Origin of the sequence: Shewanella sp. SG41-3, assembly GCF_014164545.1 — a bacterium.
Taxonomy (GTDB): Bacteria; Pseudomonadota; Gammaproteobacteria; order Enterobacterales; family Shewanellaceae; genus Shewanella; species Shewanella vesiculosa.
In genome coordinates this window covers 29,234-55,602 of sequence record NZ_JACJFJ010000012.1, presented here as the reverse complement: position 1 = coordinate 55,602, position 26,369 = coordinate 29,234, and the positions used below count along the sequence as shown (strand labels likewise).

Below are 26,369 nucleotides of genomic sequence, written 5' to 3'. Positions count from 1 at the left end.
AATTGGTGCTAAGCGACTGAACTAAATTAAAAAGTGCAATAACAGAGGTGAGCATGAGTCAGCATCATAGTATCAATTATTTAGAAATACCTGTGAAAGACATTATTGCCACTAAAGCCTTTTTTACTCAGGTGTTTGCTTGGCAGTTTCAAGATTATGGACCGCAATACAGCTGTTTTTTACGAGTCGGTATTGACGGTGGCTTTTATCAAGCTGACAGTCAATTTACCTTGGCAAAGGGCAGCCCGTTAATCGTTATTTATAGCCAAGATTTATCGGCTACAGAAGCTAAAATTATTCAGTCCGGTGGACAGATAACCAAAGCGATATTCAGTTTTCCTGGCGGTAGACGGTTTCATTTCACTGACATTAATGGCAATGAATATGGCGTCTGGTCAGAATAAAAATAACAGCAATAACAACATTGCCTCACCGTGTGTGAGGCAATGTTGTTTAGATGAACAGGATGTCTGCTTAGGCTGCCATCGTACTCTCGATGAAATTTTAGCCTGGCATGCGATGAACGATCAGCAAAAAAGTGCCTTACTTGCTACATTACAACAACGCGCTAATGCAGGTAAAAAACGTTAGCTGAGTTAGTGTTGAGTCAGTGCTTCACTCATTGGGTTGACTCAGTCTGCAGTTATTTGATTGGTTCTTGGTTCAGTGTCGGTTCTAAACAGGCTAAATCCACGAGCTTGATAGTTTTGCAATGCACTAGGGTGATCTAAGGTGCAAGTGTGTACCCACACTCTACGAGTATTGGGTAATGCCCATGCTTTTTCAATTGCTTGGGTCAATAAATAGCCGCCAAACCCTTTACCAATAAAGCGTTCTCCTAAGCCAAAATACACAATCTCTACATTAGCCTCATCTTGTTGCTGCAGCTCAAAATATCCCGCGGGTGCGCCATCTTTATACGCCACAAACGAGTGTAAATTATCCGCTTCGCTATATGCCTGCCATTGGCTATTGGTCCACGGTAGTCTATCTGTCCATTCCCATCCAGCACCGACAAACTCATACAGAAAACGGTTGAATTGATATTGTTTTATTTGTACTTCAACCACGGTTAACCCGTTGGCATCATGCTTAGGCTTCAATTGGCTGCGGTCGGTCATTTCAAGATTAAAAATACTGATGTCTGTCATACAAAGCCTTATTATTTTTTATTATCTTCATAGAGTAAGGTTCAATATTACAAGATAGTGCTAAAAAAAAACACCACCCGATTGGGTGGTGTTTTTGTGTGGTTAAAGGTTAATACGCGCTAGCGTGAACGTTTTTAACCGCACGACCAGATGGGTCGTTAATGCCTTGTAAGCTAGCATCCCATAACAGTGCTTCTGGTGTTGAACATGCTACTGTTTTTCCACCAGGCACGGTTTCAGCTGCGGTGGTTAATGGGAAAAACTCTTCAAAGAAGCTGCGGTAGAAATAGGCTTCTTTCGATTCTGGCGTGTTGTATGGGAAACGGAATTTTGCGTTGGCAAATTGTACGTCATCCACGTTTGCCGCCGCGTGTGCCTTTAATCCGTCAATCCAAGAGTAGCCAACGCCATCACTGAACTGCTCTTTTTGACGCCATACCACTTCCTTTGGCAACTTGTGCTCAAATGCCTGACGTAAAATATGCTTTTCGATACGACCATCTTTGGACATTTTGGCTTCTGGATTGATGCGCATTGCAACGTCGATAAACTCTTTATCTAAGAAAGGCACCCGAGCTTCAAGTCCCCATGCTGCCATGGCTTTGTTGGCTCGCAAGCAATCAAATAAGTGCAGTTTATCTAGCTTTCGCACTAATTCTTCATGAAATGCCTGAGCGTTAGGCGCTTTATGGAAATACAAGTAACCACCAAATAACTCGTCAGCTCCTTCGCCAGATAACACCATTTTAATGCCCATGGCTTTAATTTTACGTGCCATTAGATACATTGGTGTTGCCGCACGAATGGTGGTGACGTCGTATGTTTCCAAATGGTAAATCACTTCTTTAATTGCATCTAGACCTTCTTGGAAGGTATACACAATAGGGTGGTGAATAGTGCCAATGGCATCGGCCACTTTTTGCGCCGCGACTAAGTCTGGAGACTCGGCTAACCCAACAGCAAATGAATGCAGTTGTGGCCACCATGCGCCGGTTTCGCCGTCGTTTTCAATACGGTGCTTTGCATATGTTTGTGTAATAGCAGAAATCACTGACGAATCTAAGCCACCAGAGAGTAATACACCATAAGGTACATCAGACATTAACTGGCGTTTTACTGCAGCTTCTAATGCTTCACGTAATTCTTCAATGCTGGCTGGGTTGTCTTTAACCGCATCAAAATCACGCCAATCACGCTGATAATACTGTGTTGGCTTACCATCGGCAGAATATAAGTATTGGCCAGGGTAGAACTCAGCAACTGTTTTACACACAGGCATTAATGCTTTCATTTCTGAGGCAACATAGAAGTTACCCGACGCATCATGACCGGTATAAAGCGGGATAATTCCCATATGGTCACGACCGATTAAGTAAGTGCCTTTGGCTTTGTCATACAGTACAAATGCAAAGATGCCGTTAAGTTTATCTAAAAAATCACAACCGTATTCTTGGTAAAGTGACAAGATCACTTCGCAATCTGAGTTGGTTTTATATTGGTATTTTTCACCTAGCTGTGCTTTTAACTGCTTGTGGTTATAAATTTCACCGTTTACGGCTAACACTAAGTTGCCATCAAAACTGATAAGTGGTTGTGCTCCATGGTCAACGTCAACAATTGATAAACGTTCATGAGCTAAAATAGCTTGGTCATCAGCATACACACCAGACCAATCTGGACCACGGTGACGCAGTAGTTTTGACATTTCTAACGCCACTTGGCGCAGTTGGCTTGCATCAGTTTTGATGTCTAAAATCGAAAATATTGAACACATAATACGGCTCCAGCAGCGTTGGCTAATCTTTATCTGGTTCCTACTCTGCCAGCATTTTCGTTAACTGCCAAGCTTGTTTTTTAAGATAACGTCATAAAAATGTCTATTTTAGTGATTTTATCTCTTTAAAATATCTTTTTAATTGATAAATATTTATTAAAAATGCTTTTTTGTTGATGTATATTTATTTTATTGGCTATTGTGGCTATTTTTTTTAAGATTTCACAATCAAATACCACTAAACACGATTATTGCACTAAGCTAGTGCGCTTGCTGTTTATTTGTGCAATAAAGGTCTAAGTTGTCCTTTCTGTTGCTTAATTTTATTGGTAAAAACGCCGCTTAGGATGTTTTATGATCTATATTACCCCTCTAGATTGAGCCTTTATGGTAATCATTCAGATCAATATCAGTGTCTAATAAGACTAAGCTGAGCGACACAAGATTAACAGCTGAATATATGAGTATGGCATTCGTTTGAACGTTTTGTTGTTAACGTAAGTTGAGTGATGGTTTTGAGGAGAATACCGTGGTTGGTGAAACAGATTTAGCTAAGTTACTGGCATCAATGTCGCCGATATTATTAGCAGATGAATACATTTTTTGTTCGGTACCGGGTCAATATGGTGATTATCAAACTTTATCGCCGCTGGCAACGTTTCGTGAAACGGAAGGGTTGACTTTAGTGCTAACCAAAGCGGCTGCTATTGCTGGTGGCTTAGCATTTGAATCCGTGTTTAAAGGTATTACCTTAACGGTGCACTCTAGTCTTGATGCCGTTGGATTAACGGCAGCGGTAGCCCATAAACTCTCAGAAAAGGGCATTAGTGCTAACGTGATTGCGGCCTACTATCACGACCATATTTTTGTGCAAACAGAAAAGGCCGCTTTAGCTATTGAGGCATTAAATGAGTTTGCTGTTTAGGGCTTTTATCTGATTGATGACCTTTGTTTTAAGTAGGTTAATAACAAAATAAGAATCATCATAAAAACCAGCATAAAAAAGCCCATCAAATAGATGATGGGCTAATCCTTTGGGGGGAAGGAACTGGGGTTATAGGCTTAATCTGCTGGGCGTAACTGATTAAATTCAGAAGCTGCAAAGTATCCTGGCCAATCTTGGTTATTGGCTAATTCAGCTGCAGCTTGGTAATACACACCTAAATCTTGTAACGCACCGGATAAATCCCATTCAGGGTGATAATAATCACACACGTTGTGGTAACAGCCTTTCATTTTCACCATCATTGACGCTTTGTATTGTGCCGTTGCATCATCAAGGGGATCATTTCCTCCTCCGGCAAACACGGCAGGTACACCTAACTTGGCAAAACTGAAGTGGTCTGAACGGAAAAAACCGCCTGATGCAGGGTTAAGTTCGCCTTGGCTGATGCGATTTTGTTTAGCAACGGCGCTGTCTAAATAGTTTTCTAATTCTGACTGGCCTTTACCGACGATAGTGTAATCTTTGGTTTTGCCGTAAACATTTGTGCTGTCGAGATTAAATACTGCCACCGTTTTATCAATAGGATAAATCGGGTTGGCCGCATAGTAGCGTGAGCCTAATAAGCCTTGTTCTTCACCAGTAGTGGCAATAAAGGTTAATGAGCGGGCTAAGCCTTGACCTTGTTTGGCGCGCTGGGCAAATTGGCGGGCGATTTCTAAAATACCTGCAGTACCGGAAGCGTTATCTAATGCACCGTTGTAAATTTGGTCACCGTCTTTGGTGTCATCTTTACCTAGGTGATCCCAGTGAGCGGTGAATAAAATCTGTTCATCGGTTTGAGTGGTGCCAGGTAAGGTAGCAACCACATTATAACTGTCGGCGAACTCCGCTTTATTAGCAAATTCAATACTAGCTGTTTGAGCTAAATCGACATTAAGTGAACTGTTGGCCGCACGATCCATTAACGAGGTTAACGACAGGCCTGCTTTGTCAAATAAGGCTGTTGCGCTGTCTAAGGTTAGCCAACCTTCAACTTGAATGCGCTGATCTTGCTCCGCCTGGCTCAATACTAGATCTTGTTGTGGACCGGTCCAGCTATTTTCGACAACCGACCAAGGGTAAGAGGCCGGTTCAGTTTCATGGATAATGATTGCGCCTAATGCACCTTGGCGACTGGCTTCTTCAAACTTATAACTCCAACGGCCATAGTAAGTCATCGCTTTACCATTAAACTTGGCCCCTTCAGGATGTGCAAAACCAGGGTCATTGACCAAAATGATGGCGATTTTGCCTTTCATATCGAGATCTTGGTAATCATTCCAGCCATATTCAGGCGCATTAATACCGTAACCAACAAACACCAATGGCGCATCTTTAATGCTCACTTGCTGGTTATTGTGACGACTGCTAAGCACAATATCCTGACGATATTGCATCTTAATACCTGCTAAATTAACCTGCTGTTTTTCGCTGGCGGTATAACTCACCATAGGCACAGGTTGCAGAAAACTGCCTTTATAAGCGCCTTTAAGGCCCATTTGGGTGAAAGCTGCAGATAAATACTCTAGGGTCAGTTTTTCGCCTTGAGTTGTGGGAGCACGGCCTTCAAATTTATCAGAGGATAATGTTTCGATATCCGTTCTAAAGCGTTGTTCATCGAAGGTAACAGCAGCGGTTTGGGTTGCGCTGACTTGCTCAGTCGAAGCGTGTTTAACATCTTCACTGTTACATGCTGTTAGTAAGGCAATGGCGCAAAAAGGAAACAATCGTTTCATGCTATGTCCTGTTATTATTTTTAGTTTTATTTCAGACATGCATAATGAGCCAAGCCAGTGCTTGAAAACAAGGTCACTGGCTTGGAAATATGTTACCTAATGTAAATTGTGATGACAGCAAGTCAGCTTATTAACTAATTGATCTTATTGGACTGGATCAAAAGTTTCTCGTGATAAGTCGCATAGATTAGTGATGAGAGATGTAGGCTTCTTGTCATTAAACATATGCTTAGACATGTGAGACGCAATCTTATAAATCAATTGTCACTAAACGATATCAATATCACCAGCACATGCAAACACATGATTTGGTCTGAAAGGTTCTTTATCAATATCACTCATTTGGCTTACACCACTGGTAACCAAAATGGTTTCTAGACCCGCTTGAAAGCCTGCTAAAATATCGGTGCGCATATTGTCGCCAATAATGACAGTGTTTTCAGAGTGTCCCTGAATATGATTTAACGCAGAGCGGATAATCCACGAGCTAGGTTTACCCACATAAAATGGCATTTTACCTGTAATACGCTCAATGGCTGCACACAAGGCGCCACAAGCAGGGCTAAATGCTGGGCCGTGGGTGTCTGGATTAGTGGCAATAAAGCGGGCACCGCCAGCAACAAAACGCGATGCTTTATGGATCATGTCCCAGTTGTACGAGCGAGTTTCACCGACTATGACAAAGTCTGGGTTAATATCGGTTATAGTGAAACCTGCATTATACAACTCATGGGTCAGCGCACCTTCACCGATCACATAGGCTTTGCTGCCATTTTGGTGTTTCAAAAAGTCGGCCGTGGCCATCGCTGAGGTATAAAAACAGGTTTCTGGTACATTAATACCTGCAGCGCCAAGTCGGTTTTGTAAGTCTTTACCCGTTTGAACGGGATAATTAGTGAGAATAACCAGCGGATTGCCTTGTTCAAGTACGCGATGAATAAACTTGTCGCTTCCAGGAATTAGCTTGTTGTCGTGCAGTAACACACCATCAATATCGCAAATAATATTTTTCATTCAGTCATTTCTTCCTTCAAATACAACCTGCTTACATCTAATGCTAATTCAATTAAGAAAACAACGATTAAATACAAAAAGTACCTGTTTGGTGATTGATTTACTGTGTTGTGAGTAGGGGAATAGATTATCGTATAGGAGGGGATTAGGCTTTTTGTTACACACTCGGCTAGCTGTTGATGGATATGGTCTGCGACCACTAACATAGTGATTTTCACTCAAACCAGAGCAAAAGGAAACCAACGGCTGTTATCTCTTTACTGTTTATAAAAGAATTAGCCCAGCCGCCCCGCAACATTTCTCAATTACTTAAATATTAGATGCGAAAAGGTCGTCATGGGGATTGATCCAGTTTTTTACTTCGTTTGAATCCTGCCTCGGTCCATCTTGTAATAAATAGTGAAAATGATAACGCTTCCGATAGTACATTCTGTAACGCGAAAGCTAGCTGGCCGTCCATGGCCAGTTCTCGTCATTTTCTTCAACGGCCTCAAGTTCAGAGTTGATGCTGAACATTTCATAGTCAAGATAACTAAATCGTTTTCTCAAAGTGAGTCAGCAAGGTATATCAGGGAGGCAATTACCGAGCAAAGATAAAGATAAAAACCATAAACTGACCTTAAAAGGTATAATCAAACAGGTAATTAGCCGAAAGGTTGTATAAAAAACAACGTATCCGTCTAGCGAACCACACCTCGCATAGTTAATCTGACTATCTGAAAATACCTGCTCAATGATTAAATTCGGAGCAGGTGATGAAAACTTACAGGACAAGTACACAGTGGCTTGAACTACTTCAGCAACGCAGCAATTTCAAAGGCACTAATATTGAATTCTGCCAACACCATAAAGTCGCTATTACCACTTACTATAAACAGCGTGCTTTACAGGCTGAGAACCAGCAAAGCCCAACCTTATTAAAGCCAGGCTTCTGCGCTACATCATCACGCTTTATTCAGATAAAAAACCACCACTGAAGGCAGCTCGCAAACTCATCAACATCCCTTACAGTTTGATACGCGTACGGGCCAACTCACATTTCCTGCCGATCTAGCAACGACCGATATCGTTGCCATCATTAAAGGGCTGATTGCATGAAGATGTTTGTTGATGTACCCACCGTTTATTTATGTGCCGATATGGTCGATTTTCGTAAATCCATTAATGGATTGGCAGCGTTGGTGGTAGCAGAGCTTGAACTGCCTGTGCTCAGTGGCGCGCTATTTGTCTTTTGTAATAAAGGCCGTGATAAGCTCAAACTGCTTTACAGCATTGTCGAAACCGCAAAGGTAAATGGTTTAATCTCATTTGATTACATCATGGCTTGCCTTAATGAACTGTGCCAACCAGCACCGGATATCGACAGCCTGTTACCATGGAATTTTAAAAAGTAGGTGTAGTTGCCCAGACGCTTACGAAGAAGTAAAGGATTCAGGAAGTTAATAAAATGGAAAAAAATATACGTATCATGGTTTTGCTGCTTTCTTTGTTAGCGGCTTTCGGAGGGATGGCTAAGCCTCGTTTACCTGACCTAGATTTCGAAACCTACGATAAGTTCCCCAGTAGTGGGTGGAGGGTATCTGGAGGGGAGGCTGGGTATAGCTTTTCGGTTGATGATAAGGTTTTTCAACGTGGGCAGCGATCAGTTTCGGTTGAGTTTAAAGGAAGTAAACCTAACGCTGGCTCCTTTGGTTATTGGTTGGCGCTCCAAGCGAAGGGGCAAAACATTAAGTTGAGGGGGGCTGTGAAAACTGAGGGTATTACTGATGGATGGGTGGGGTTGATGCTTAATGTTCACCCTGATCAAGCCTCGAGTAATATGCGAGAGCAGAAATTATTCGGTGACAATGATTGGAGGGATTTTGAGATTAGTTTGGATGTTGAACTCAAAAATGCCTCTGCGATTACAGTTGGTGGTGTGTTATCGGGTAATGGGAAAGTTTGGTTCGATGATCTTCAGATACTGATAGACGATAAACCATTAACAAGTTCTCAACTACGTGAGACTCCTCGCGCATATAAGGATGACGAATTTGATTCTGGTTCAATGTTGGTTTTGTCTGGGGTGGATGAGGCAACACTAATAAACTTAGACCTTTTAGGGAGGGTGTGGGGGTTTCTGAAATATCACCATCCAAATGTGGGAGGGGGAGATTATAATTTGGATTATGAATTGTTTAGGTTTCTTCCAGATTATCTTTCAGTTATGGATGTTCAGGAGAGAGACAAGAGTCTGGTAGGTTGGATCGATCGGTTAGGTAAGGTGACTCCGTGTATTGATTGTAAGGTGACAAATCAGAAGTCTGTTCTGAAGCCAGATCATAGATGGTTTTATGAATTCGGTCTATCAAAAGAACTAATCAAAAAATTGAACTCGGTTTATGAGGGGCGGAGACAAGGCGCGAGCTTTTATGTAACCACAAACAGTAGGCGGAGGGTCATTTTTTCAAATGAAAAAGCTTATTCTAATATGCCGTATCCAGATGATGGGTTTAGATTATTAGCTTTATACCGGTACTGGAACTTGGTTCAATATTTTTTTCCGTATAAGCATTTGACTGATAAGGAGTGGAGTAGTGTTCTCGCTGAATATATTCCATTGTTTCTAGGGGCAAAAAATCGGTTAGATTATGAAAAAGTGGCGCTATCTTTAATGGGTGAGCTTAAGGATACGCATGCTAATTTATGGGCTGGTCGCGGTGAAGTTGAAAAAATGCGAGGTGAATTTTACCCACCAGTTTTCACAAGGTTTGTTGAGGGTGAGCTTGTTGTGGTGGATTTTTACACGGAAAACAAGCGTGATATCAGCGATATGTCCCGCCTGAGCGGCCTGTCTATAGGCGATGTTATTACAGAGATCGATGGTGTCGCCGTGGAAGAGTTGGTTAGGGATAAGCTGCGTTATTACCCTGCATCAAATGAAGCTTCAAGGCTAAGAGATATTGCTCCTGATTTGTTGAGGTCGAATAAGGCTAAAATAGATATAAGCTTTAGGCGCGACAAGTTAATGGGTAATACGTCGCTAAAATTATTCAAAAAGGAAGAGTTGCACGTTTTCCAGTTGTATCGCAAACCTAAGGGTGAAAAAAGCTATAAAACTATCGATGGGGATATTGGTTACGTTACGTTGGCCACCATTGAAAAAAAGGATGTGGATTCTATAAAAAATCAATTCAAGGATGCGGCAGGCATTATAATTGATATTCGAAATTATCCTAACACTCCATCAATGTATAGTTTGGGTTCATTTTTCGTGGAAGATAAAAGAGCATTCGCGAAATTCACTTATCCAAACATAAATAACCCGGGTGAGTTTGGCGTTGGTAATGTAGCGGTTCTTAAACCGTCGGAAGTGACTTTTAAAGGAAAGCTAGTTGTCTTAGTGAATGAAAACACGCAAAGTCAAGCTGAGTTTACTGCGATGGCATTTAGGGCGGGTAGAGACACTGCGATAATAGGGAGTAAAACGTCAGGTGCAGATGGCAACATTGTGAGCTTTGCTCTGCCGGGTCTATTAAGGACGACTTTTTCCGGTCTTGGAGTTTATTATCCTGACGGTGGAGAAACTCAAAGAGTAGGTATTATTCCTGATTTAGAGGTGAAGCAAACCATAGAAGGAGTGAAAGAAGGTAGGGATGAGTTAGTGGAAAAGGCTATTGAGGTAATTAGAACTAGGGAAGCTGCGATTAAGTAGTCAGATTCTCCCTACATGAGCCCCAAGGCCATCATCATCGACGTCCTGTGGCTCTATTTTCCTATTTTCAGCTAAAAATCGTCTCTATGAGGCTGATTTTGGACCTGTTTTAGGTCGATTTTCCCATTTTAGGTAGATCTCGCCTGTGCGCTTATTAATTGGTCGACTCCCACTAGGTTCGCCAAGTTGAATAACATCATCAGCTGACTGTCGTTTTTAGCCAGTTCCTTGTACCTGGCTTTGACGAAACCAAACTGACATTTAACTATCCAAAATGGATGTTCAACCTTGGCTTGGATACAGGCCTTCAGGTATTCGTAACGGATGGTCAGCTTGTTCTTGCGTGGGAGCTTCTTCAACTCATTCACCTTGTCGGGGCCGTAGCGTTTAATCCAAGCATAAAGACTATGAGTGGTAGTCCCTAAACGCTGAGCAACGTCAGCAACGGAATGACCGGCAACAGTAACTTGCTTAACGGCTTCTTCTTTAAATTCTGGGGTATATCGTTGTCCGCTCATAAACATATCTCCTATGCAAAAAGCTTAGGTGAAATTTGTCCATAAGACTCGGGGCCGTCCATATCTAACTAAAAGGAGCCTAGGAAATCAGTGGCGATTCAGTCACTTCACAGTTTTATATCTTTGATAAAACTTAGGACAAAGAATTAGATTAAAGGGTATCACCATACTTTGATACGTGAATTCAAAACGGTGAACTAAAAGTTGAAACTACTTTTCCCTGAAACCACCGAGTAACTCAAATGACAGTGTTGCCGTAGGGCGTGAGCGTTCTATCGATACCAACTCTGTCAGATGTGATGGAATTTGCTCATCGAAGTAGGTGCTTCCTAATTTAAGTTCACTTATTGTAGTTGGTGGAATGTCTTTCGATAGCAAAGAAAGGGGCTTAACAAGGTCTTGTGTAACGTCAGCGTCTATAGATTGCCTAAATATCACTGGAATGTCAGGTATCTCTTCAGCTATGCGGTTTGCAAACTCGACAAGCTTCGGTGCGGCGAAGGTGTATAACCAGGCTTCTTGATTTTTGCTTCTATTTTTACGCAATACTCTGACTAAAATAGAGCTCTGTTTTGACTCTGCTCAGGTGACAACATACCGGTAGACGCGGGATGTCAGTGCAGAGCGGGCGGTGAAACCGTTTGTGATAGGCCGAAAGAATTGGTTATTTAGTCAAACGGCTAACGGTGCACATGCCAGCGCCACACTTTACAGCATTGCCGAAACCGCATAGGTAAATGGTTTAATCCCATTTGATTACATAATGGCTTGCCTTAATGAACTGTACCAACCAGCACCGAATATCGACAGCCTGTTACCATGGAATTTTAAAAAGTACGTGTAGTTGCCCAGACGCTTACAAAACAACTGCAAAAAAGCCAATTCCTATATCATCTAAATTGAGTAAGAAGAATGTTGATTACAGCAAAAGGGAAAACTAATAACGGGTGTTATCTGTTTTTTTAATGTTTGTTGGTACTTAATAAGTGAACATGGCCAAGACAGTTGGCTCCATCTTAATATCAATCAAGCAGCGAATGATGCTTTAAATCTAGCGTATTGCTCATCATTTTTTCATATGGAGCTCAGTTCTTTGATAATTTGCATCCAATTTATAGATTTAAAGAGTGCAGAGGACTAACGCAATCAATGCTAAAAGCAGTTATGTTAATTTATAATAAAATGAGTAACATGCTTAAATTAGCTATTCATGCTCTTTTTTTAAACGACTAATAATAGATGCAATAGTGTAGTCATCATGAGTAAGCGGAGCTATATTTTTGTCAGAGCTGTTATTTGAGCCCTTTGACTCCGCATATTTATTACCGAATAGCATATTGATAATAGGATCGGTGATATAGAACAAAGGAATGAACACCGCGGTATGAACCCCCGCTGAAATTAGTGCACCTGGATTAATCAAGGCCACGTAATGATCTTCTAAATAAATGTAAATGTTAGGCACTAATCCGTAGGTTAAAACAGTGGCTATAAAAGTTGAAATCATAGGGCTAAGTAACACCCCTATTTTCTCCATATTGATTTTTTTCACGCTAAAATCCCTTTAAGTGTCTCAAGTTCAACAAGTACCTTGAATAGCCGATCTTACAAGTTTATAAAACAGATAACTAGCCTATTGTAAAATGAGTGGCATGTTTAATCGATCGACGTGTTAGGTGATTTATGAATAATCAAATAATACTAGTATCAGTATTAACGGCTATTTTTGCTGTTATTTATTATCTAGCTAAATCAAGAATAGTACGACGGAAAGCAAGGTTAGTGACACAGAGATGCATCCCAAAAAGTACTCAACACAACAAGCGGTTGGTGATAGATGGAAACGTCAATACATTGTTATCAAGAAGGTGAAAGAGGGGCGGAGTGAAATGGCTGTGGTTAAGAGCCAAATCGGTACATTGCACTCTCATATTGACGACATTAAAGCTACTCAGAAAGAGATGAATGGAAAGCTTGATGAGCTATATAACTACTATCCGAGCTTGGTTATTTGGGATTTTTTACAAACTAAGAGAATGCTTTGCATAATAGAAGCGTTGTTAACGCTAGTAGGGATAGATCCACAAAAATTGCAAACCTAAGTTTAATATTAATAAAGCGCAGAGTAATATAATGGTGATGAAAACAACCAAGTTTTTGTAAAATACGATGTCGTTAAGAGCATTCATTTCCATTATGTTTATCTGAGTTGTGGCAAACCAGATTCCCGCAGGCAAAGAGAGTAGATTGGTTGCCATCGTGTCGAATACTGAATGAATTTTTGATATATACTCTGTACGTTTTTCTAAATATTCTTTTTTCACCTTGTCAAAAGTATAACTTTCAACGTAACTTTGATAGCTAAGTAAAACGTTAAAAATTAATGAGCTCATGCGTCTGAGTTAACAGATAAGCTTTTGTTTTATCGTAGTATATTTAGATAACCTAACAGTCTATCTACACCCCCTTGCACACCTCAACAAAGCTTGAACAACTGCATCAAATTTCACACAATTTCAGTTAGCTATCATGAAGAGAGCTTTAATTGTTGTAATAACATGGAATGGAGTTATCCGAAATGAAAAAAGTTTTGTATAGCACACTTTTGCTGTGCGGCCTCTTGTCTTTCTCCTCTCAAAGTCTGGCAATCACTAAAACTGAAGTCTGTAATGGTTGTAGTCACTCCGAAATGGAGCAAAAAGCAACTTTTGCACAAGTAAAATTTGGCACAAGGCATGTGGTTGTTGTGGATTTTGTTCATAAATATTCTAGGAAGTTCACCGTTGTCAACGACGAAGATGATCGTGGAGAACCAATCAGATATGCATATGAAAGCAGCCTCAGTAGTGGAGAAAGAGCAAGCGTCGCTTCCCTATTTGAATATAGAGGGCTTTTAGTCGAAACAGTAAAGCAGGCTGAGGAAATTAATAAGAAACTGTACCCTAATTATGTTTATGCTGCGCCACAAAAAGTTAGTATCCAATACTCATCGGAAGATAAGGCCAATGAAAGCCGCCTTTATGTTGGTGAAATTAAAACTAAAGGTGATCCTTATGATTTTTTAACTTTTAGTTCTATAAGAAATACGGTGTTTGACCGCCACATTCAAACAAATTCAGGCATATTGCAAGCTACTGCAAACAATGTGTTAAACACAATTAGCATCCCAAAAATACTGGACTTAGGTGTCTTTATAGATGTTAAGCTTTACTCAGATGATCTTGGCGAGCAACCTAACGGTGTTGTTCAAGTTGGCATTAATGCATTGGAGCTAGGCTTTGTCCCTGTATCTGGTAAAGATGCCAATAATAATGATATCCCTATGACTGCAAGCCAGGTGTTAGGTGGCGGTTTTTCATTAGGTGGGTCAGGTAATATTAAAGAAAAATTCGAACGGTATTCAAGTACGCTAGTGTACGGTTCGACTGCCGGCGTCTCTAGAGGTTGTCGCTTATACGTTAAAGAGACAATAGTAATCGACGGTAGATCCTACTTTATATACGCTTGCAAATAATACCATTCAGGGCCAATGTCTATCTTTGGCCCTCTTATCTATACAAACTTTTATAATGCTCTCTATCATAATGTTGTTTAAACCCCGTTTAAATCTATCCAGAAACACTTGACCATTACAGGACGAGGAAATTCCTTATGAACAATAAAAATGATATTGGATTTCTAATGCAAAAATATCAAAAGTTTTTAACTGCTAGCAGGTACAGAGCATTTCTAAATTCAGAAGATACTGATTTAAAAGATGATTGGTTAGAGGCTAATTGGGAACTTATTGTTGAATCACACTTCAATCTGGGTAACAAAAGAGTTAACTTGTCCCTCTATGGGGCTGGTGCTGAAAGAAAGTTTGATAGAGGAATTTATAGGAATTTAGTGGGGGCAGTGTGACTTGACCATTACAAATATAGTGGCCGGATTTTATTTGCCACTACACACCGTAATTAAATGGTATTGCGATTACCCAGAAAATATTCAATTGATGAGATTACTGCACTACTCCCCCTTAAACACAGTATCCGCAAAGCTTTAAAACTGGAATCCAAGTTTAATTCTCATACACAAAATTAACACTTGGATTAGTTGGGTATACAGCAATTGGATAGAGTCTATAAATTAATAATATAATCATGATATAAGGAAATTTATGAAATATTTAGTATTGATATTTTTATCAATTATAGGCACAACCCTTAGCGCCAACGAAGTTGAGCAAAATGGCAAGATATACAATGAGAGGGATTGTTTCTCAGGACCATTTACCAGTTATGATAATTGGATAAGTTTCATGGAGAGAAAATTTTCTAGAAAGATTAAAACTCCCGAGTTATTAAAAAATAAAATGGATGGCTTCAAGAAGCAATTTGATAAGGATGAATTTAATACCTACAGCAACAACCTTTCATGTACTAATTTTACATACAATGTCGACGGGACAGATGTTCTTGGTTTTGTCATAAGACCTAAAGAGTCAACTACTGACCTACCTGTAATAGTTTACAATAGGGGCGGGAATGGTAATTACGGTGGCGTTGTATTTGGTGCAATGATGAATAATCTTTTTCCTATAGCCATTAAGGGTTTTGTGATTGTAGGTAGCCAGTATCGAGGCACATTTGGTTCACCTGATAAAGGTGAACAAGATCAATTTGGTGGTACTGATGTCCAAGATGTTGTTGAACTAGTTAATTTGATTGCAGAGTTTGACGGAGCTGATACAAGTAAAATAGGTATGCTTGGAGCTAGTCGAGGTGGCATGCAATCATTTCTTGCACTAAAACAACTTAATAATATAAAAGCAGTTGCAACGATTGCACTAAATGCTGACCTAAATGCCGATTTAGCAATGAGACCTGAAATGGAAAAAGTGTATGAACACCGAATTCCAGATTACAAAGGAAACGAAAACAAAAAACTCGCTGAAAGGTCGGTTATCAATTGGGTGGACAAACTCCCTTCTAATGTTCCAATTTTATTAATTCATGGCGAAAATGATGTCCGAGTCTCGGCTTCTCACTCTAAAACATTTGCAACAGCACTAAAAGAAACTGAGATTGAGCATAAATTAGTAATTTATGATGACAATCACTTCATTTCATCTAACACCGCAAAAGCCCACAACGAAATTACCAAATGGTTTACAGAAAACCTGTAAAATCACGTGATCAATATGGTGTTAAAGTAATCTTCTTCCCAGTTTAGTGGACGCCTCCTCATAACACTGAGGAAGGCTAAAGTGCCTAAATATACCCAACCAAGAAAAACATTGTTTAACCTATTAACTTCAAAATCAAAGAATCATAGGATAGAGCCATAAACTAACTCACTTCTGTCCAAAAACGATTTAGACAGTAATCATATCGTCAGCCGCTGGTGAGTCGTGCTGACCAAACCGTAACCAATTAACGGCCTAATAGTTGAGCGGCTTCTAGTATGTTAAATTCAACTTTTTAATATCTGTTAATAACCATAGTGACTATTCAAAATAGTCTTTTTATTAATAACTTGTTATTGTTCGGTAGGGTTTTAAGGTTCCTTTATCGCTCATTGTAAAGGGCATTTTTATAAAAGATGTGGATAGCAAATGATTGATGCGGTTTGTACTTATGGTGGTGAAAGGCACACTTTCTCAATTTTGAAATTTCAGGTGTTACCTGAATCAGAGATTGAACAATTCAGGCAATTTTTAGAATGCCCTGAGTGCAAAGGGAAGGCGTATTATCGTAAGACAAGCTCAGACGGTAAAGCGGCCTGTTTTGGCTCTAGATACCATATTGCAGGATGTGACGAAGGCCATCCTTCAACTCAGCGAGACCGAGAGACTCGACATGCCGTTGAAGTGAATCAATTCATTGCAGATACGAATATTATCAGTATTGATTTCAGGTTATTAACCACCAAAAAGCCCATTTTAGAGGTGAAAACTGTCGCCTCTGGAGCAAACCTAATCCCAAGCCGCGCCCCAAAAATCGATAATGCCAGTCGCAAACCCGCTGGCAACAATCAACAACCCAAGGTCAAAGTATTGGGGCTGGAGAAAATTCTCAATAGCCTAATGCGTGGTAGCGACTTAGCCCAGTCGAGTACCTTGATTGAGCTTGATACTGGTTATCAATTCAAAGCGAAGAATTTATTTGTTAACTTTGCCGAGGCTGAGCCCAGTGCTAATGCCAAAGAGGCAAAGCCTAAAATGTATTGGGGGACGATTTCACACCTAGACAAAGCGCTTGATTGGTTAAACCCATCTGATTGTACTGATGTTGGTATTCCTATCGCTAAATATAAGTCGATATTATTAGAGCGTTTTAAAGTATCAGAAGGGCGTCAGTTAGAAGGTGCGGGGATTATTCTGTTTGGAAAATGTTTTTGGAACGCCAAGAAGACTCGCAAAATAATAGAACTGTGGAATGCAGACCGAATTTTCATTTCAGTACTAGAGGATTAATAACCTCATTATGGTTTGCGGATGCTAGTGTGATTGTGAGTTGCAGTGGTGGTAGACATTGCACTAAGGCTCATAGGCATTAACAAGCCCTGGGTCGATTATGACTCAGGGCTTTGTTAATCCTAACTGTTAACTGGGCTGCTATTTTGTATGCTTACTTTGGGCTAGACACGTGCCATACGTTTAAGCAGCATCAACCACAGAATAGGTAGCAGCAAGATATAGAAAAACAGCACTTTTGCACCGATATCACCGTAAAACAAGGTGTTGTTTACAAACCTGACGATGCCCATCGGATCCCATGGCATGTAATGCATATTACCGTGCAATAACATGGCAGCTAAAATCATAATGGTAATGGCAATCCATTGTCTTGCAGGCTCGTAACTTCTGATTATAAACGCAGGAATTAACGCTGCTATGCCGATACCAACAAAGTTCTGTGCAAGGTGCGCCAGCATTGGATATTCACTGCTATTAAACCACCACAATAAGTTGCCGGCAGCAGACTGGCCAATTGCCACGATAGTTAATGCATAATAGCCAATGCTAATGCACAGGCTGAGAATGACTAATTTGATGATATTCATTGATTTCCCTGTAGTTTGAACATTCCGTAAACGTTTTTTGCAAAGCGTTACAGCCACGAGTAGAGGCTATTTTGTAGTATTGCATTATATCGGCTAAATGCCGCATCAAGATCGGCAATTAAATCGTCGGCATCTTCAAGTCCAATGTGTAAGCGTATTAATGGCTTGCTGTTGTCCCATTGGGTAGCCGTGCGGATATTGTTAATACCAAATACCCCTAAAATTAAGCTTTCGAAACCGCCCCATGAAAAGCCCATTTTAAAATGGTCCATATTTTCAACAAAAGCCGTCACCGATGCTAAGTCGCCTTGCTTAAGCACAAACGAGAATAAGCCATTACCGCTGCTAAAGTCGCGTTTAAAAAATTCGTGACCCGGGCAAGTATCAAACGCTGGGTGACGCACATGATCGACTTCTGCACGAGTCGCCAACCAATTAGCCACTTTTAAGGCATTTTTATTATGCTGTGCCATACGCACCCCTAAGGTACGTAAGCCTCGCGCGGCTAAATACACGTCATCAGGCGAGGTGGTTTGGCCCATTAAGTAACTGTTTTCGCGCAGTTGCTCCCAATGCTGTTCATTGGCAGTAGCCGTGCCCATCATCACATCAGAATGGCCGACAATGTATTTGGTGGCTGCTTGAATTGAGATGTCGACACCCATATCAAATGGGCGAGAATTAATCGGTGAGGCCCAAGTATTATCCAGCATCACAATAACGTTATGTTCGTGGGCGATACGACTGAGCGTTGGAACATCCTGCACTTCCATGGTGATAGAACCTGGTGATTCCAAAAATAACACCTTGGTGTTTGGACGAATTAACTCACGAATGCCATCGCCAATCATTGGGTCGTAATAGGTGGTTTCGATACCAAAACCCGCGAGCATTTTATTGCATAAGTCGCGTGTCGGTTCATAGGCGGTGTCGACCATTAATAAGTGGTCACCACTTTTTAAAAATGCCAACAAAGCGCTGCTGATCGCGCCTGCACCAGAAGGGTATAATGCAGTACCCGCGCCGCCTTCAAGTTCGCATATGGCTTGTTGAAATGCAAAGTGAGTTGGGGTGCCGCGACGACCATAAAACATTTCACCGTTGGTTTTGTTTTTAATCGCAAAACGCATCTCGTCCATGGTGTCGAACACCACTGTAGAGGCTCTAAATACGGGTGGATTGATAATGCCTTTGGTGAATTTTTTTTCGCGACCAACGCTAACAATTTGGGTGGCGAGTTTATCGTCTTTGCTCATGTTGTTACTTCCATTATGTGTAGAGTCCACGGTTTATGCTTTAGCTAATTTTTATTAGAAAATATCAATGACATGGATAAATGCGCTACGGTGAGTGATATACCAAAGTTGATTATCCTAGCACCTACAAACGTAAATAAAAGCGCTTAAATGCTGTGGTTGACTATTTTTCATCACTTAATGGTAGCGTCAGGCATATTTCGACGCCTTCAATACCATTTTCTATCATGTTGCTAGCTTTAATCGTGCCATGATGGAAGTCGGTGACCAAACGAGCAATATACAAGCCTAAACCTAGATGTGGCTTGCCGTTTATACCTTGCGGCCTAATTGACACCATGGATTCAAAAATTTGGCTATTCATGTCTTTAGGCAATAAAGGACCAATATTACTGACTTTCAATATCGCCTGTTTATTGTATTGAGTCAGGCTGACAGTAATCGCGCTGGCGGGCTCATGAAACTCAATTGCGTTGTTGATCAGTTTATCCATTAATTGAGCAATATATTCCGGAACACCGTCGCAAAACAGGGTTTTATCTTCAATATGCACGGTAAATACTTGATCTGGATAGGTGATTTGATAGCCTTGCATGCAACCACTGATGACCTTCTTTAATGAAAAGTGGCAGCTTTCTGCTTGGGTTAAACTGGCTTCTAAGCGGGTAGCTTCGCTTAGGTTATTTAAAATAAGATGCAAGCGACTGACGCCTTCTTGAGCGCGATTAACATATTTTTGCGATTGATCATCAAGTTGTTGTAAACCCAAATGCTCAAGCGAACTGCGAACCACGGCAACTGGGGTGCGCAGTTCATGCGATAAGCGCGATGACATATTTTCCAAATAATGTGTGTACTGACCTAAACGACTGACAATACTCGAAAAGCTGCGAGACAAGTCACCGATTTCATCACGATTTTTTGAAGCGACAATTTGCTGCCTTACCCGGCCTTGGCTGTCGATGGCGAGTTCAGCCTGATCACGCAGACGACGGATGCGACTTGAAATACTGGAAGCAAAGATAAACAAGGCTAATGTGCCCATGCTCATAATGGTCAAGATAACGTTAAACAGCTTTTCTAATGCGCGGTTACGTAGGCTGCGAATACCGTGAGTGGTTTCCTCTGCTATTACTACGCCCATGACTTTATCGTCAATCCATATTGGGCTGGCTGCGGCCAGTACCACCGCTTTATTATCTGGGGTGAGGCGCCATGTTGAACCTTGCTTACCGCTTAAGGCTTTTTCAATGTGGCTGCCGGTGAGTTCGGTAGAGTCTTGCAGCGAATCGATAAAGTCTTGCGGTGGACGGGTTAATATTTTGTAGTACAGCGGCAATATATATTGCTGCTTGACGTGCTGCCAAAACGAGTCTGCTTGATTGACGTCTAGGTCATCCGCCCACGTATTGGATGATGAACGAATATCGCCAGATTTAGCCAGTACTCGGCCATGATTATCGACCACCCAAATGCGTGAGCTATTATGGCTCATGCCTTTAATAATGCTTTCAATTTCAGGTGAGGGCACAAGTACAGTGCCTAAACTGGCGACGGAATCGGTGGCTGATGTGCCGATGATATTCACTAATTGCCGGGTTTTGGCATCGTTGACATTATGAATCGCAAAACCTAGTTTACTGCCGACCATTTCCAGCGGCAGCCTGAATTCAATATTGTAACCTTGCTCTGTCTTGAGCCATTGTCCTTGAATACGCACTTCTGGACTGACGGGCATAGATTGGCTGGGATCAGCGGGTAATTCAAATGCACTTAACCAGCCACTTTGAGTGTTGGCAATAATATAACGCCTGAACTGACCATCGGGCGATTGAGTGGCCATGACTAAATGATCGTTTCTGTCGATGCGCAAACTTTTACGGCTACGAAAAATGACATGTTGATCAGTGACATTAAAAAATCCATACAGGTAACCGCCGTATTTACCCACCATATGGTTAAAGCTGATGTCAATTTGCTCGGATTTATTACGTTGATAAAGCACATGTTCATCAGAGTAGTTTAAGGTACGGTGTTGGTATAAGTCCCAATCTGTGAGTTTGCCATCAAGTTGGATCGGGCCCGCTAACGGGTATGCGTATAAGTCGCGACCTTCTTCAACTTGGTTTAAAAAGCTGGCTTGGTTGTCAAATAATTTAGGTCGCTCATGTAAGGCGGTGGCAAGTGCCTGAGTGGTACCTTCCAACGTTTTTTCTTGGCCATAGCGCAAGTACTTTTCCATTTCCCACACATATTCATACCCAAGCCAAGGTAGGCAGAGCAAAAACAGTGACAAAATGACAACTTTGGCGCGCAGTCCTATAGGTAAATTCATCGGTTAAATATTGTCCCAGCGATAACCCATACCATACACGGTATCGATACAGTCAAACTCGGAGTCGATAGCAATAAACTTTTTACGAATGCGTTTCACATGTGAGGTGATAGTACTGTCGTCTACGTAAATTTTGGCTTCTTGCATTAGATCTTGGCGACTGCGCACATGACCTGGATGTTTTGCCATAGCGTGTACCATCCAAAATTCGGTCACCGTCAGCTCTATTGGCAGCGATTTCCAATAAACCTGAATACGGTTGCCATCAATGGTGAGGTGACCACGCTCGAGTAAGTTGTCTTCAATGGGGCTTGAGCCTATGAGTTCAGAACGGCGAAACAGTGCTGCAATACGCGCCAATAAATGAGGAAAACTGACATCTTTGGTTAAGTAGTCGTCAGCGCCCAAACGTAGGCCACAAACGGTATCAAAGTCGCTGTCTCTGGCGGTTAAAAAGATAATCGGTAAGCTACTCGACATCGCCCGAAGTGACTGGCATAGGGTAAAACCACCATCAATTTCATGTTCCAAACCTATATCAATAATGGCTAGGTCAGGTAAACGACCATTAAAGGCGAGCATAGCTGCGGGGCGGTTTGCATAAGCTTGCACGCTATATCCTTGCTGTTGCAGGACATCTTTATAGTTTTCGCGGATAGCGGCTTCGTCTTCAACAATGGCAATTCGTTTCATGGGATGATTTCAATTAATGAGCTGATAAATAGATACAGTGCTGACTATACAGGATTTTATCAACCAAAAAAGCCGTCTACGGCAATTGCCATATTGTTGCCACATTTGATCGCCACATTGCCATTTTTGCTCCCCAATAAAGCCATCTATGAGGTGTTTAATAGCGACATAGCGTTAATCCGCAACGCATTAAATGATGCATTGATGATAACGAACGTTTTTCAAACAACCGCTAAAGGGATTCTTTATGAAAAAGCAACTTATTGCCGCAACGATGATCACTACCATGATGGTATCAAATGTCAGCTGGGCCAATGACACTGATATTACCGATGAACGCGAACATACCGAAGAGCTAGTGGGTTTGAGCTCTGGGATTTTACTCGGCGCTGTGATTGGTGGGCCTGTTGGGGCCATTATTGGTGCATTTACCGGTACTTTTATTGGTAAGTCGGTTGGTGATGATGCTGAGCTTACCGTGCAGAAACAGCAACTGGTAAAGCAAGAACAGCAATTGGCTCAAACCAATGAGCAATTAATGGCTCTGAATGCCAAGCAGCAATCCTTGGAGCAAGTGTCTGAAAAGTATTATCAATTACAGTCTAATTTAACCGAACAACAAGCCAACCAATTGCAGACGCTTAATGAGCTCACCATAGGTATGAACGTGCAGTTTAAAACCGGATCGAGCCACATTGAACCGCTATTTGAACAACAGCTAGATAATGTGGCTTATATGATGAACCTATCACCTGAATTAACCATTGATCTAACCGGTTATGCCGATCGCCGTGGTGATAATGATTTTAACCAAGCCTTGTCTGAGCAGCGCTTAGCTGAAGTGACGCAATACTTGGTGATACAAGGTATAGCACGTGACCGTTTGCATGGACAAGCTTATGGCGCGACATCGCCAATGCATCAAGAACAAAATTTTGAAAATGACTTTTTTGATCGTCGAGTAACGCTCAAGTTAATGGCGCCGGGTGCTGAACTCGCGGCCAACTAAACGCCGAGCACGGTTTTGCATATCTGTTTGCAAAACGCAGTGCCAAACAACGTAACTAAGTCGATTTTTCTTTTTGTTTTAATGATTACTCATGTCGGCGCAAACAATGATGTTGGCGCTTATACCCAAGCCTCCTGAAGTCAATATGAGCAGGTTGTTTGGGTATCTAAGGGTAAGGAGCTACTTATGCGCCCGTTTTTTTTGATGCCACATTTTTCTGTAAAGCATGTCTATAAATTACTGTGTTTCGGTTTGTTATTTGTCATTTATGCCTGTGTTACCAGGGCATTTGCCTCACCGTCTGGATATCAAGATAACGATATCAGCCAAGGAACCTTAGTCTATTCTACCCAAAACCAAGTTATACAAGCCTTAGCGCTGGATACACAAGTGAGCATGGATGTGTCGGGTTTGCTTAATCGTGTTACGGTTAAGCAAGTGTTTATCAATGATTCAGATCAATGGGTTAACGGGCGATATGTCTTTCCGCTACCCGAAAATGCCGCCGTTGATAGCATGCAGTTACGCATAGGTGACAAGATTATAGCGGGTAAAATCCAACCTAAAAAGCAAGCATTACAGACGTTTGAGACCGCTAAAAAACAAGGTAAACAAGCCAGTTTATTACAGCAACAGCGTCGTAACTTATTTTCATCAGATGTGGCCAATCTTGCTCCGCATGAGCAGTTAATTGTTGAGATCAGTTACCAGCAACGGGTTGAATACCGCGATGGGATGTTTAGTTTACGTTTTCCATTAGCGATTACGCCGCGTTATAACCCGCAAGGGGATCATAATAGCGAGCCGCAACAGCAAACCATGCCGTCTAGCCATAATGAGGTGAAGCCTATAGTTCAAGCCCATTCTCAACTGATGGTTAATATGCAAGTAAACATAGATGCAGGGTTTGAATTGAACTCGCTAAACAGTCTGTATCATCCAATTAAACAGTCAAGTCATGGTCATTATTACAATGTGAGCTTTGCAGGTAAACAAATTGCCGACCGTGATTTTGTGCTGCAATGGCAAGCCAATATTGGCGCATTACCGCAAGCGGCGACATTTTATCAAACCGGTAAAACCCATGTGACAGATAATAGCAACGACTTTACGGATGCTAAAAATGTTGCAGGGGCAGAGCAAAGACAAGCCAATCCCGTAGATAATAATTTGTACTCGTTAGTGATGTTAATGCCGCCCAGTGTCGAGGTGAGTGAGCAACATCTTATCGCCAGAGAACTGATTTTAGTTATCGACACCTCTGGGTCTATGTCTGGTCAATCGATTATTCAGGCCAAACAAGCATTACAATTTGCCCTCGCTGGGCTGCGTGATATCGACAGTTTTAATATCATTGAATTTAACAGTGACGTCAGTATGTTATCGGCAACACCATTGCCTGCCAATAGTCGTAATATCAATCGAGCAAATCGGTTTATTCAATCATTAGACGCTAATGGTGGCACCGAAATGCGCGGTGCATTACAAACCGCGCTGGTGGACAGTGTCCAAGCACAACAAAATGATCAAACTGCTAAGCATAACGAGTCCATGTTGCGTCAGGTTATTTTTATGACAGATGGTGCTGTGGGTAATGAACATGAACTGTACCAATTGATTAGTAATCAATTAGGTGACAGTCGATTATTTACTGTTGGCATTGGCTCTGCACCGAATTCAGACTTTATGCGCCGAGCTGCCACTATGGGCCGTGGCACATTTACCTATATTGGTGATGAGGCTGAAGTGCAGCAAAAAATTGAGCAGTTGTTACATAAAATTGAGCAACCTGTGCTTACCAATATTGGCTTGTATTACCTTGATGGCAGCGTACCGGATTACTGGCCGACAACCATTAGCGACCTGTACCAAAACGAACCACTTTGGGTCAGCATTAAATCGGCATCACACCAGCAGCAACCGATTATTGTCTCAGGTAATATCAATGGTCAGTATTGGCAACAACAGCTTGATTTTGATGATAATCAAGCAGCAAAAGGCATTGATCTATTGTGGGCGAATGCGCAAATCACCTCACTCGAATTGTATAAAGACAGTAGTAATCGTCAACGTGTTGATAAACAAGTGGAAGCGTTAGGCATGTTATATCACCTAGTGACCAGCCAAACCAGCTTAGTTGCAGTGGACGTGACACCGGTAAATCCATTAATTGATAGCCCTATTGACGTGCAATTACAGAATCATCTGCCACATGGTTTGCAAGCGGCACCATCGTCGCAAGTGCTGCCTCAAACGGGAACCGCCAGTCGCTTATGGTTATTAATCGGTTTTAGCTTATTAGGCTTGGGCTTACTGCACTATTTATGGTTAAGACAACGTTTACCAGGGCAGGTGTTAGTGATTGAATCAGATGATTAAACGGGAGCTAAATGATGCAGCGAACTATATCACCGACCAAACACTGGATTGTGATTGTGCTGATGAGCGTGCTGGGATGCGGACTATTAATACAGGGAGGTTATATGCAAGCTAAAGCCCATTTTGCGCAATTTTTGATTGAACGAGCCTTTGAGCAAACCTTAGTGGATAATCAACCACATAAACCCTGGTCGTGGGCCGACACTCATCCCGTGGCGAAAATGCGCGTATTGCAACAGCAAACTGATGGTTTTCAGCCCTTAGGTAGCGATCTGTATGTACTCGCTGGGGCCTCAGGGCGTAATTTGGCTTTTGGGCCAGGTTTGATGCTAGGCGGTGCTGGGTTAGGGGAGCAGGGGAATACCATTATAGCGGGTCATCGTGACAGTCACTTTATGCGTTTACAATATGTAAAATTGGGCGACATCATCGAGCTATACAGTACCGAGGGTGAACGAGTGTTATATCAAATAACGGCCACCGAAGTGGTGCATGAGACTGACATGAAGGTGCTTGCTCCTACGGCAGAAAAACACTTAACCTTGATCACCTGTTATCCGTTTGATCAACTTTCTGGTAATGCCGAATATCGTTATATTGTTGAAGCTAAACCTATCAATGCGCAGCCGTTATATAGCTAAGCTATTACCGTTTATAAGCTTATGGTCAAGATTGGCAAGCTTGACCCTCATGCAATGGTGATGAGTGTTAAATCTAAACTTGAGTCAGTAAGCTGTTGGGAGTATCTGGCTTTATCGCCCAAAAAAAAGCAGAGTCC

Annotated in this window: 24 protein-coding genes and 2 pseudogenes; 15 read left to right on the top strand and 11 right to left on the bottom strand. The window is 41.6% G+C overall.

Annotation, left to right across the window (positions count from 1 at the left end; all coding sequences use genetic code 11):
* Positions 1–53: 53 nt before the first annotated feature.
* Both H5164_RS18475 and H5164_RS18470 read left to right on the top strand, forming a co-directional pair.
* Positions 54–404 (top strand): VOC family protein, encoded by a 351-nt coding sequence (locus H5164_RS18475; protein WP_182698782.1) that lies wholly within the window; start codon positions 54–56, stop codon positions 402–404.
* Positions 379–591, top strand: coding sequence for a DUF1289 domain-containing protein (locus H5164_RS18470; RefSeq protein ID WP_124016260.1), 213 nt, complete (start codon positions 379–381; stop codon positions 589–591). Before H5164_RS18475 ends, H5164_RS18470 begins: the two co-directional genes overlap by 26 nt.
* Positions 592–632: 41 nt before the next feature.
* On the opposite strand, the gene H5164_RS18465 is transcribed toward H5164_RS18470, so the two are convergent.
* Both H5164_RS18465 and asnB read right to left on the bottom strand, forming a co-directional pair.
* The gene (locus H5164_RS18465; RefSeq protein ID WP_182698781.1) at positions 633–1,151 is read right to left on the bottom strand and encodes a GNAT family N-acetyltransferase; all 519 of its coding nucleotides are present in this window, start codon (positions 1,149–1,151) and stop codon (positions 633–635) included.
* A gap of 109 nt (positions 1,152–1,260) precedes the next feature.
* Positions 1,261–2,925 carry an asparagine synthase B gene (gene asnB, locus H5164_RS18460; protein WP_182757287.1) on the bottom strand — a complete coding sequence of 555 codons (1,665 nt, stop codon included), beginning with the start codon at positions 2,923–2,925 and terminating at the stop codon, positions 1,261–1,263.
* Between the two features lie 529 nt (positions 2,926–3,454).
* On the opposite strand from asnB, the gene H5164_RS18455 reads away from it, so the two are divergent.
* Positions 3,455–3,850: an ACT domain-containing protein gene (locus H5164_RS18455; RefSeq protein WP_182757286.1), complete on the top strand. Its 396-nt coding sequence runs from the start codon at positions 3,455–3,457 to the stop codon at positions 3,848–3,850.
* 137 nt (positions 3,851–3,987) lie between these two features.
* Here the strand turns inward: H5164_RS18455 and H5164_RS18450 are convergent, their stop codons facing one another.
* A complete protein-coding gene (locus tag H5164_RS18450) occupies positions 3,988–5,646 on the bottom strand; it encodes a M28 family metallopeptidase (protein WP_182757285.1) in 1,659 nt (552 codons plus the stop codon).
* Between the two features lie 267 nt (positions 5,647–5,913).
* Positions 5,914–6,660 carry an HAD-IIA family hydrolase gene (locus H5164_RS18445; protein WP_182698777.1) on the bottom strand — a complete coding sequence of 249 codons (747 nt, stop codon included), beginning with the start codon at positions 6,658–6,660 and terminating at the stop codon, positions 5,914–5,916.
* A 755-nt stretch (positions 6,661–7,415) separates the two neighbouring features.
* On the opposite strand from H5164_RS18445, the gene H5164_RS20125 reads away from it, so the two are divergent.
* From H5164_RS20125 to H5164_RS18430, 3 genes are all read left to right on the top strand, one after another.
* On the top strand, positions 7,416–7,637 hold the full coding sequence (locus tag H5164_RS20125) for a hypothetical protein (RefSeq protein ID WP_259396868.1): 222 nt from the start codon (positions 7,416–7,418) through the stop codon (positions 7,635–7,637).
* Positions 7,638–7,754: 117 nt separating this feature from the next.
* Positions 7,755–8,054: an IS66 family insertion sequence element accessory protein TnpB gene (gene tnpB / locus H5164_RS20220; RefSeq protein WP_182757284.1), complete on the top strand. Its 300-nt coding sequence runs from the start codon at positions 7,755–7,757 to the stop codon at positions 8,052–8,054.
* A gap of 53 nt (positions 8,055–8,107) precedes the next feature.
* Entirely contained in the window at positions 8,108–10,354 is a 2,247-nt protein-coding gene (locus tag H5164_RS18430) for a S41 family peptidase (RefSeq protein WP_182757283.1), read from the top strand.
* A gap of 128 nt (positions 10,355–10,482) precedes the next feature.
* Here the strand turns inward: H5164_RS18430 and H5164_RS20110 are convergent, their stop codons facing one another.
* Both H5164_RS20110 and H5164_RS20215 read right to left on the bottom strand, forming a co-directional pair.
* Complete coding sequence (locus H5164_RS20110) at positions 10,483–10,872, bottom strand: transposase (RefSeq protein WP_259395692.1); 390 nt, start codon at positions 10,870–10,872, stop codon at positions 10,483–10,485.
* Between the two features lie 184 nt (positions 10,873–11,056).
* Positions 11,057–11,491, bottom strand: a pseudogene (locus tag H5164_RS20215) (diguanylate cyclase); the annotation flags it as partial.
* Here H5164_RS20215 and H5164_RS18415 point away from each other — a divergent pair.
* Positions 11,492–11,716: pseudogene (locus tag H5164_RS18415) on the top strand (transposase domain-containing protein); the annotation flags it as partial.
* Between the two features lie 360 nt (positions 11,717–12,076).
* Here H5164_RS18415 and H5164_RS18410 read toward each other — a convergent pair.
* Positions 12,077–12,424, bottom strand: a complete 348-nt coding sequence (locus tag H5164_RS18410; RefSeq protein ID WP_182698773.1) for a hypothetical protein — start codon at positions 12,422–12,424, stop codon at positions 12,077–12,079.
* Positions 12,425–12,665: 241 nt separating this feature from the next.
* Here H5164_RS18410 and H5164_RS18405 point away from each other — a divergent pair, with 241 nt between their 5' ends.
* The 5 genes from H5164_RS18405 to H5164_RS18385 all read left to right on the top strand — a co-directional run bounded on the left by H5164_RS18405 (position 12,666) and on the right by H5164_RS18385 (position 17,329).
* The gene (locus H5164_RS18405) at positions 12,666–12,974 is read left to right on the top strand and encodes a hypothetical protein (RefSeq protein ID WP_182757282.1); all 309 of its coding nucleotides are present in this window, start codon (positions 12,666–12,668) and stop codon (positions 12,972–12,974) included.
* Between the two features lie 476 nt (positions 12,975–13,450).
* Complete coding sequence (locus tag H5164_RS18400) at positions 13,451–14,386, top strand: hypothetical protein (RefSeq protein WP_182757281.1); 936 nt, start codon at positions 13,451–13,453, stop codon at positions 14,384–14,386.
* 137 nt (positions 14,387–14,523) lie between these two features.
* Complete coding sequence (locus H5164_RS18395; protein WP_182757280.1) at positions 14,524–14,775, top strand: hypothetical protein; 252 nt, start codon at positions 14,524–14,526, stop codon at positions 14,773–14,775.
* A 256-nt stretch (positions 14,776–15,031) separates the two neighbouring features.
* Positions 15,032–16,039 (top strand): S9 family peptidase, encoded by a 1,008-nt coding sequence (locus H5164_RS18390; RefSeq protein ID WP_182757279.1) that lies wholly within the window; start codon positions 15,032–15,034, stop codon positions 16,037–16,039.
* 429 nt (positions 16,040–16,468) lie between these two features.
* Positions 16,469–17,329, top strand: coding sequence for a hypothetical protein (locus tag H5164_RS18385; RefSeq protein ID WP_182757278.1), 861 nt, complete (start codon positions 16,469–16,471; stop codon positions 17,327–17,329).
* Positions 17,330–17,493: 164 nt separating this feature from the next.
* On the opposite strand, the gene H5164_RS18380 is transcribed toward H5164_RS18385, so the two are convergent.
* From H5164_RS18380 to pdsR, 4 genes are all read right to left on the bottom strand, one after another.
* Complete coding sequence (locus tag H5164_RS18380) at positions 17,494–17,919, bottom strand: hypothetical protein (protein ID WP_124018427.1); 426 nt, start codon at positions 17,917–17,919, stop codon at positions 17,494–17,496.
* Between the two features lie 47 nt (positions 17,920–17,966).
* Positions 17,967–19,175, bottom strand: a complete 1,209-nt coding sequence (locus tag H5164_RS18375) for a cystathionine beta-lyase (protein WP_182757277.1) — start codon at positions 19,173–19,175, stop codon at positions 17,967–17,969.
* A gap of 163 nt (positions 19,176–19,338) precedes the next feature.
* Positions 19,339–21,510 carry a proteobacterial dedicated sortase system histidine kinase gene (gene pdsS / locus H5164_RS18370; RefSeq protein ID WP_182757276.1) on the bottom strand — a complete coding sequence of 724 codons (2,172 nt, stop codon included), beginning with the start codon at positions 21,508–21,510 and terminating at the stop codon, positions 19,339–19,341.
* A 3-nt stretch (positions 21,511–21,513) separates the two neighbouring features.
* Complete coding sequence (gene pdsR, locus H5164_RS18365; RefSeq protein WP_124018430.1) at positions 21,514–22,203, bottom strand: proteobacterial dedicated sortase system response regulator; 690 nt, start codon at positions 22,201–22,203, stop codon at positions 21,514–21,516.
* A gap of 247 nt (positions 22,204–22,450) precedes the next feature.
* Here pdsR and pdsO point away from each other — a divergent pair, with 247 nt between their 5' ends.
* The 3 genes from pdsO to H5164_RS18350 all read left to right on the top strand — a co-directional run bounded on the left by pdsO (position 22,451) and on the right by H5164_RS18350 (position 26,232).
* Positions 22,451–23,212, top strand: a complete 762-nt coding sequence (gene pdsO / locus H5164_RS18360) for a sortase-associated OmpA-like protein PdsO (RefSeq protein WP_182757275.1) — start codon at positions 22,451–22,453, stop codon at positions 23,210–23,212.
* 186 nt (positions 23,213–23,398) lie between these two features.
* Positions 23,399–25,591 carry a marine proteobacterial sortase target protein gene (locus H5164_RS18355; RefSeq protein WP_182757274.1) on the top strand — a complete coding sequence of 731 codons (2,193 nt, stop codon included), beginning with the start codon at positions 23,399–23,401 and terminating at the stop codon, positions 25,589–25,591.
* Between the two features lie 11 nt (positions 25,592–25,602).
* Complete coding sequence (locus H5164_RS18350) at positions 25,603–26,232, top strand: class GN sortase (protein WP_310736206.1); 630 nt, start codon at positions 25,603–25,605, stop codon at positions 26,230–26,232.
* The last annotated feature ends 137 nt before the right edge of the window (positions 26,233–26,369 follow it).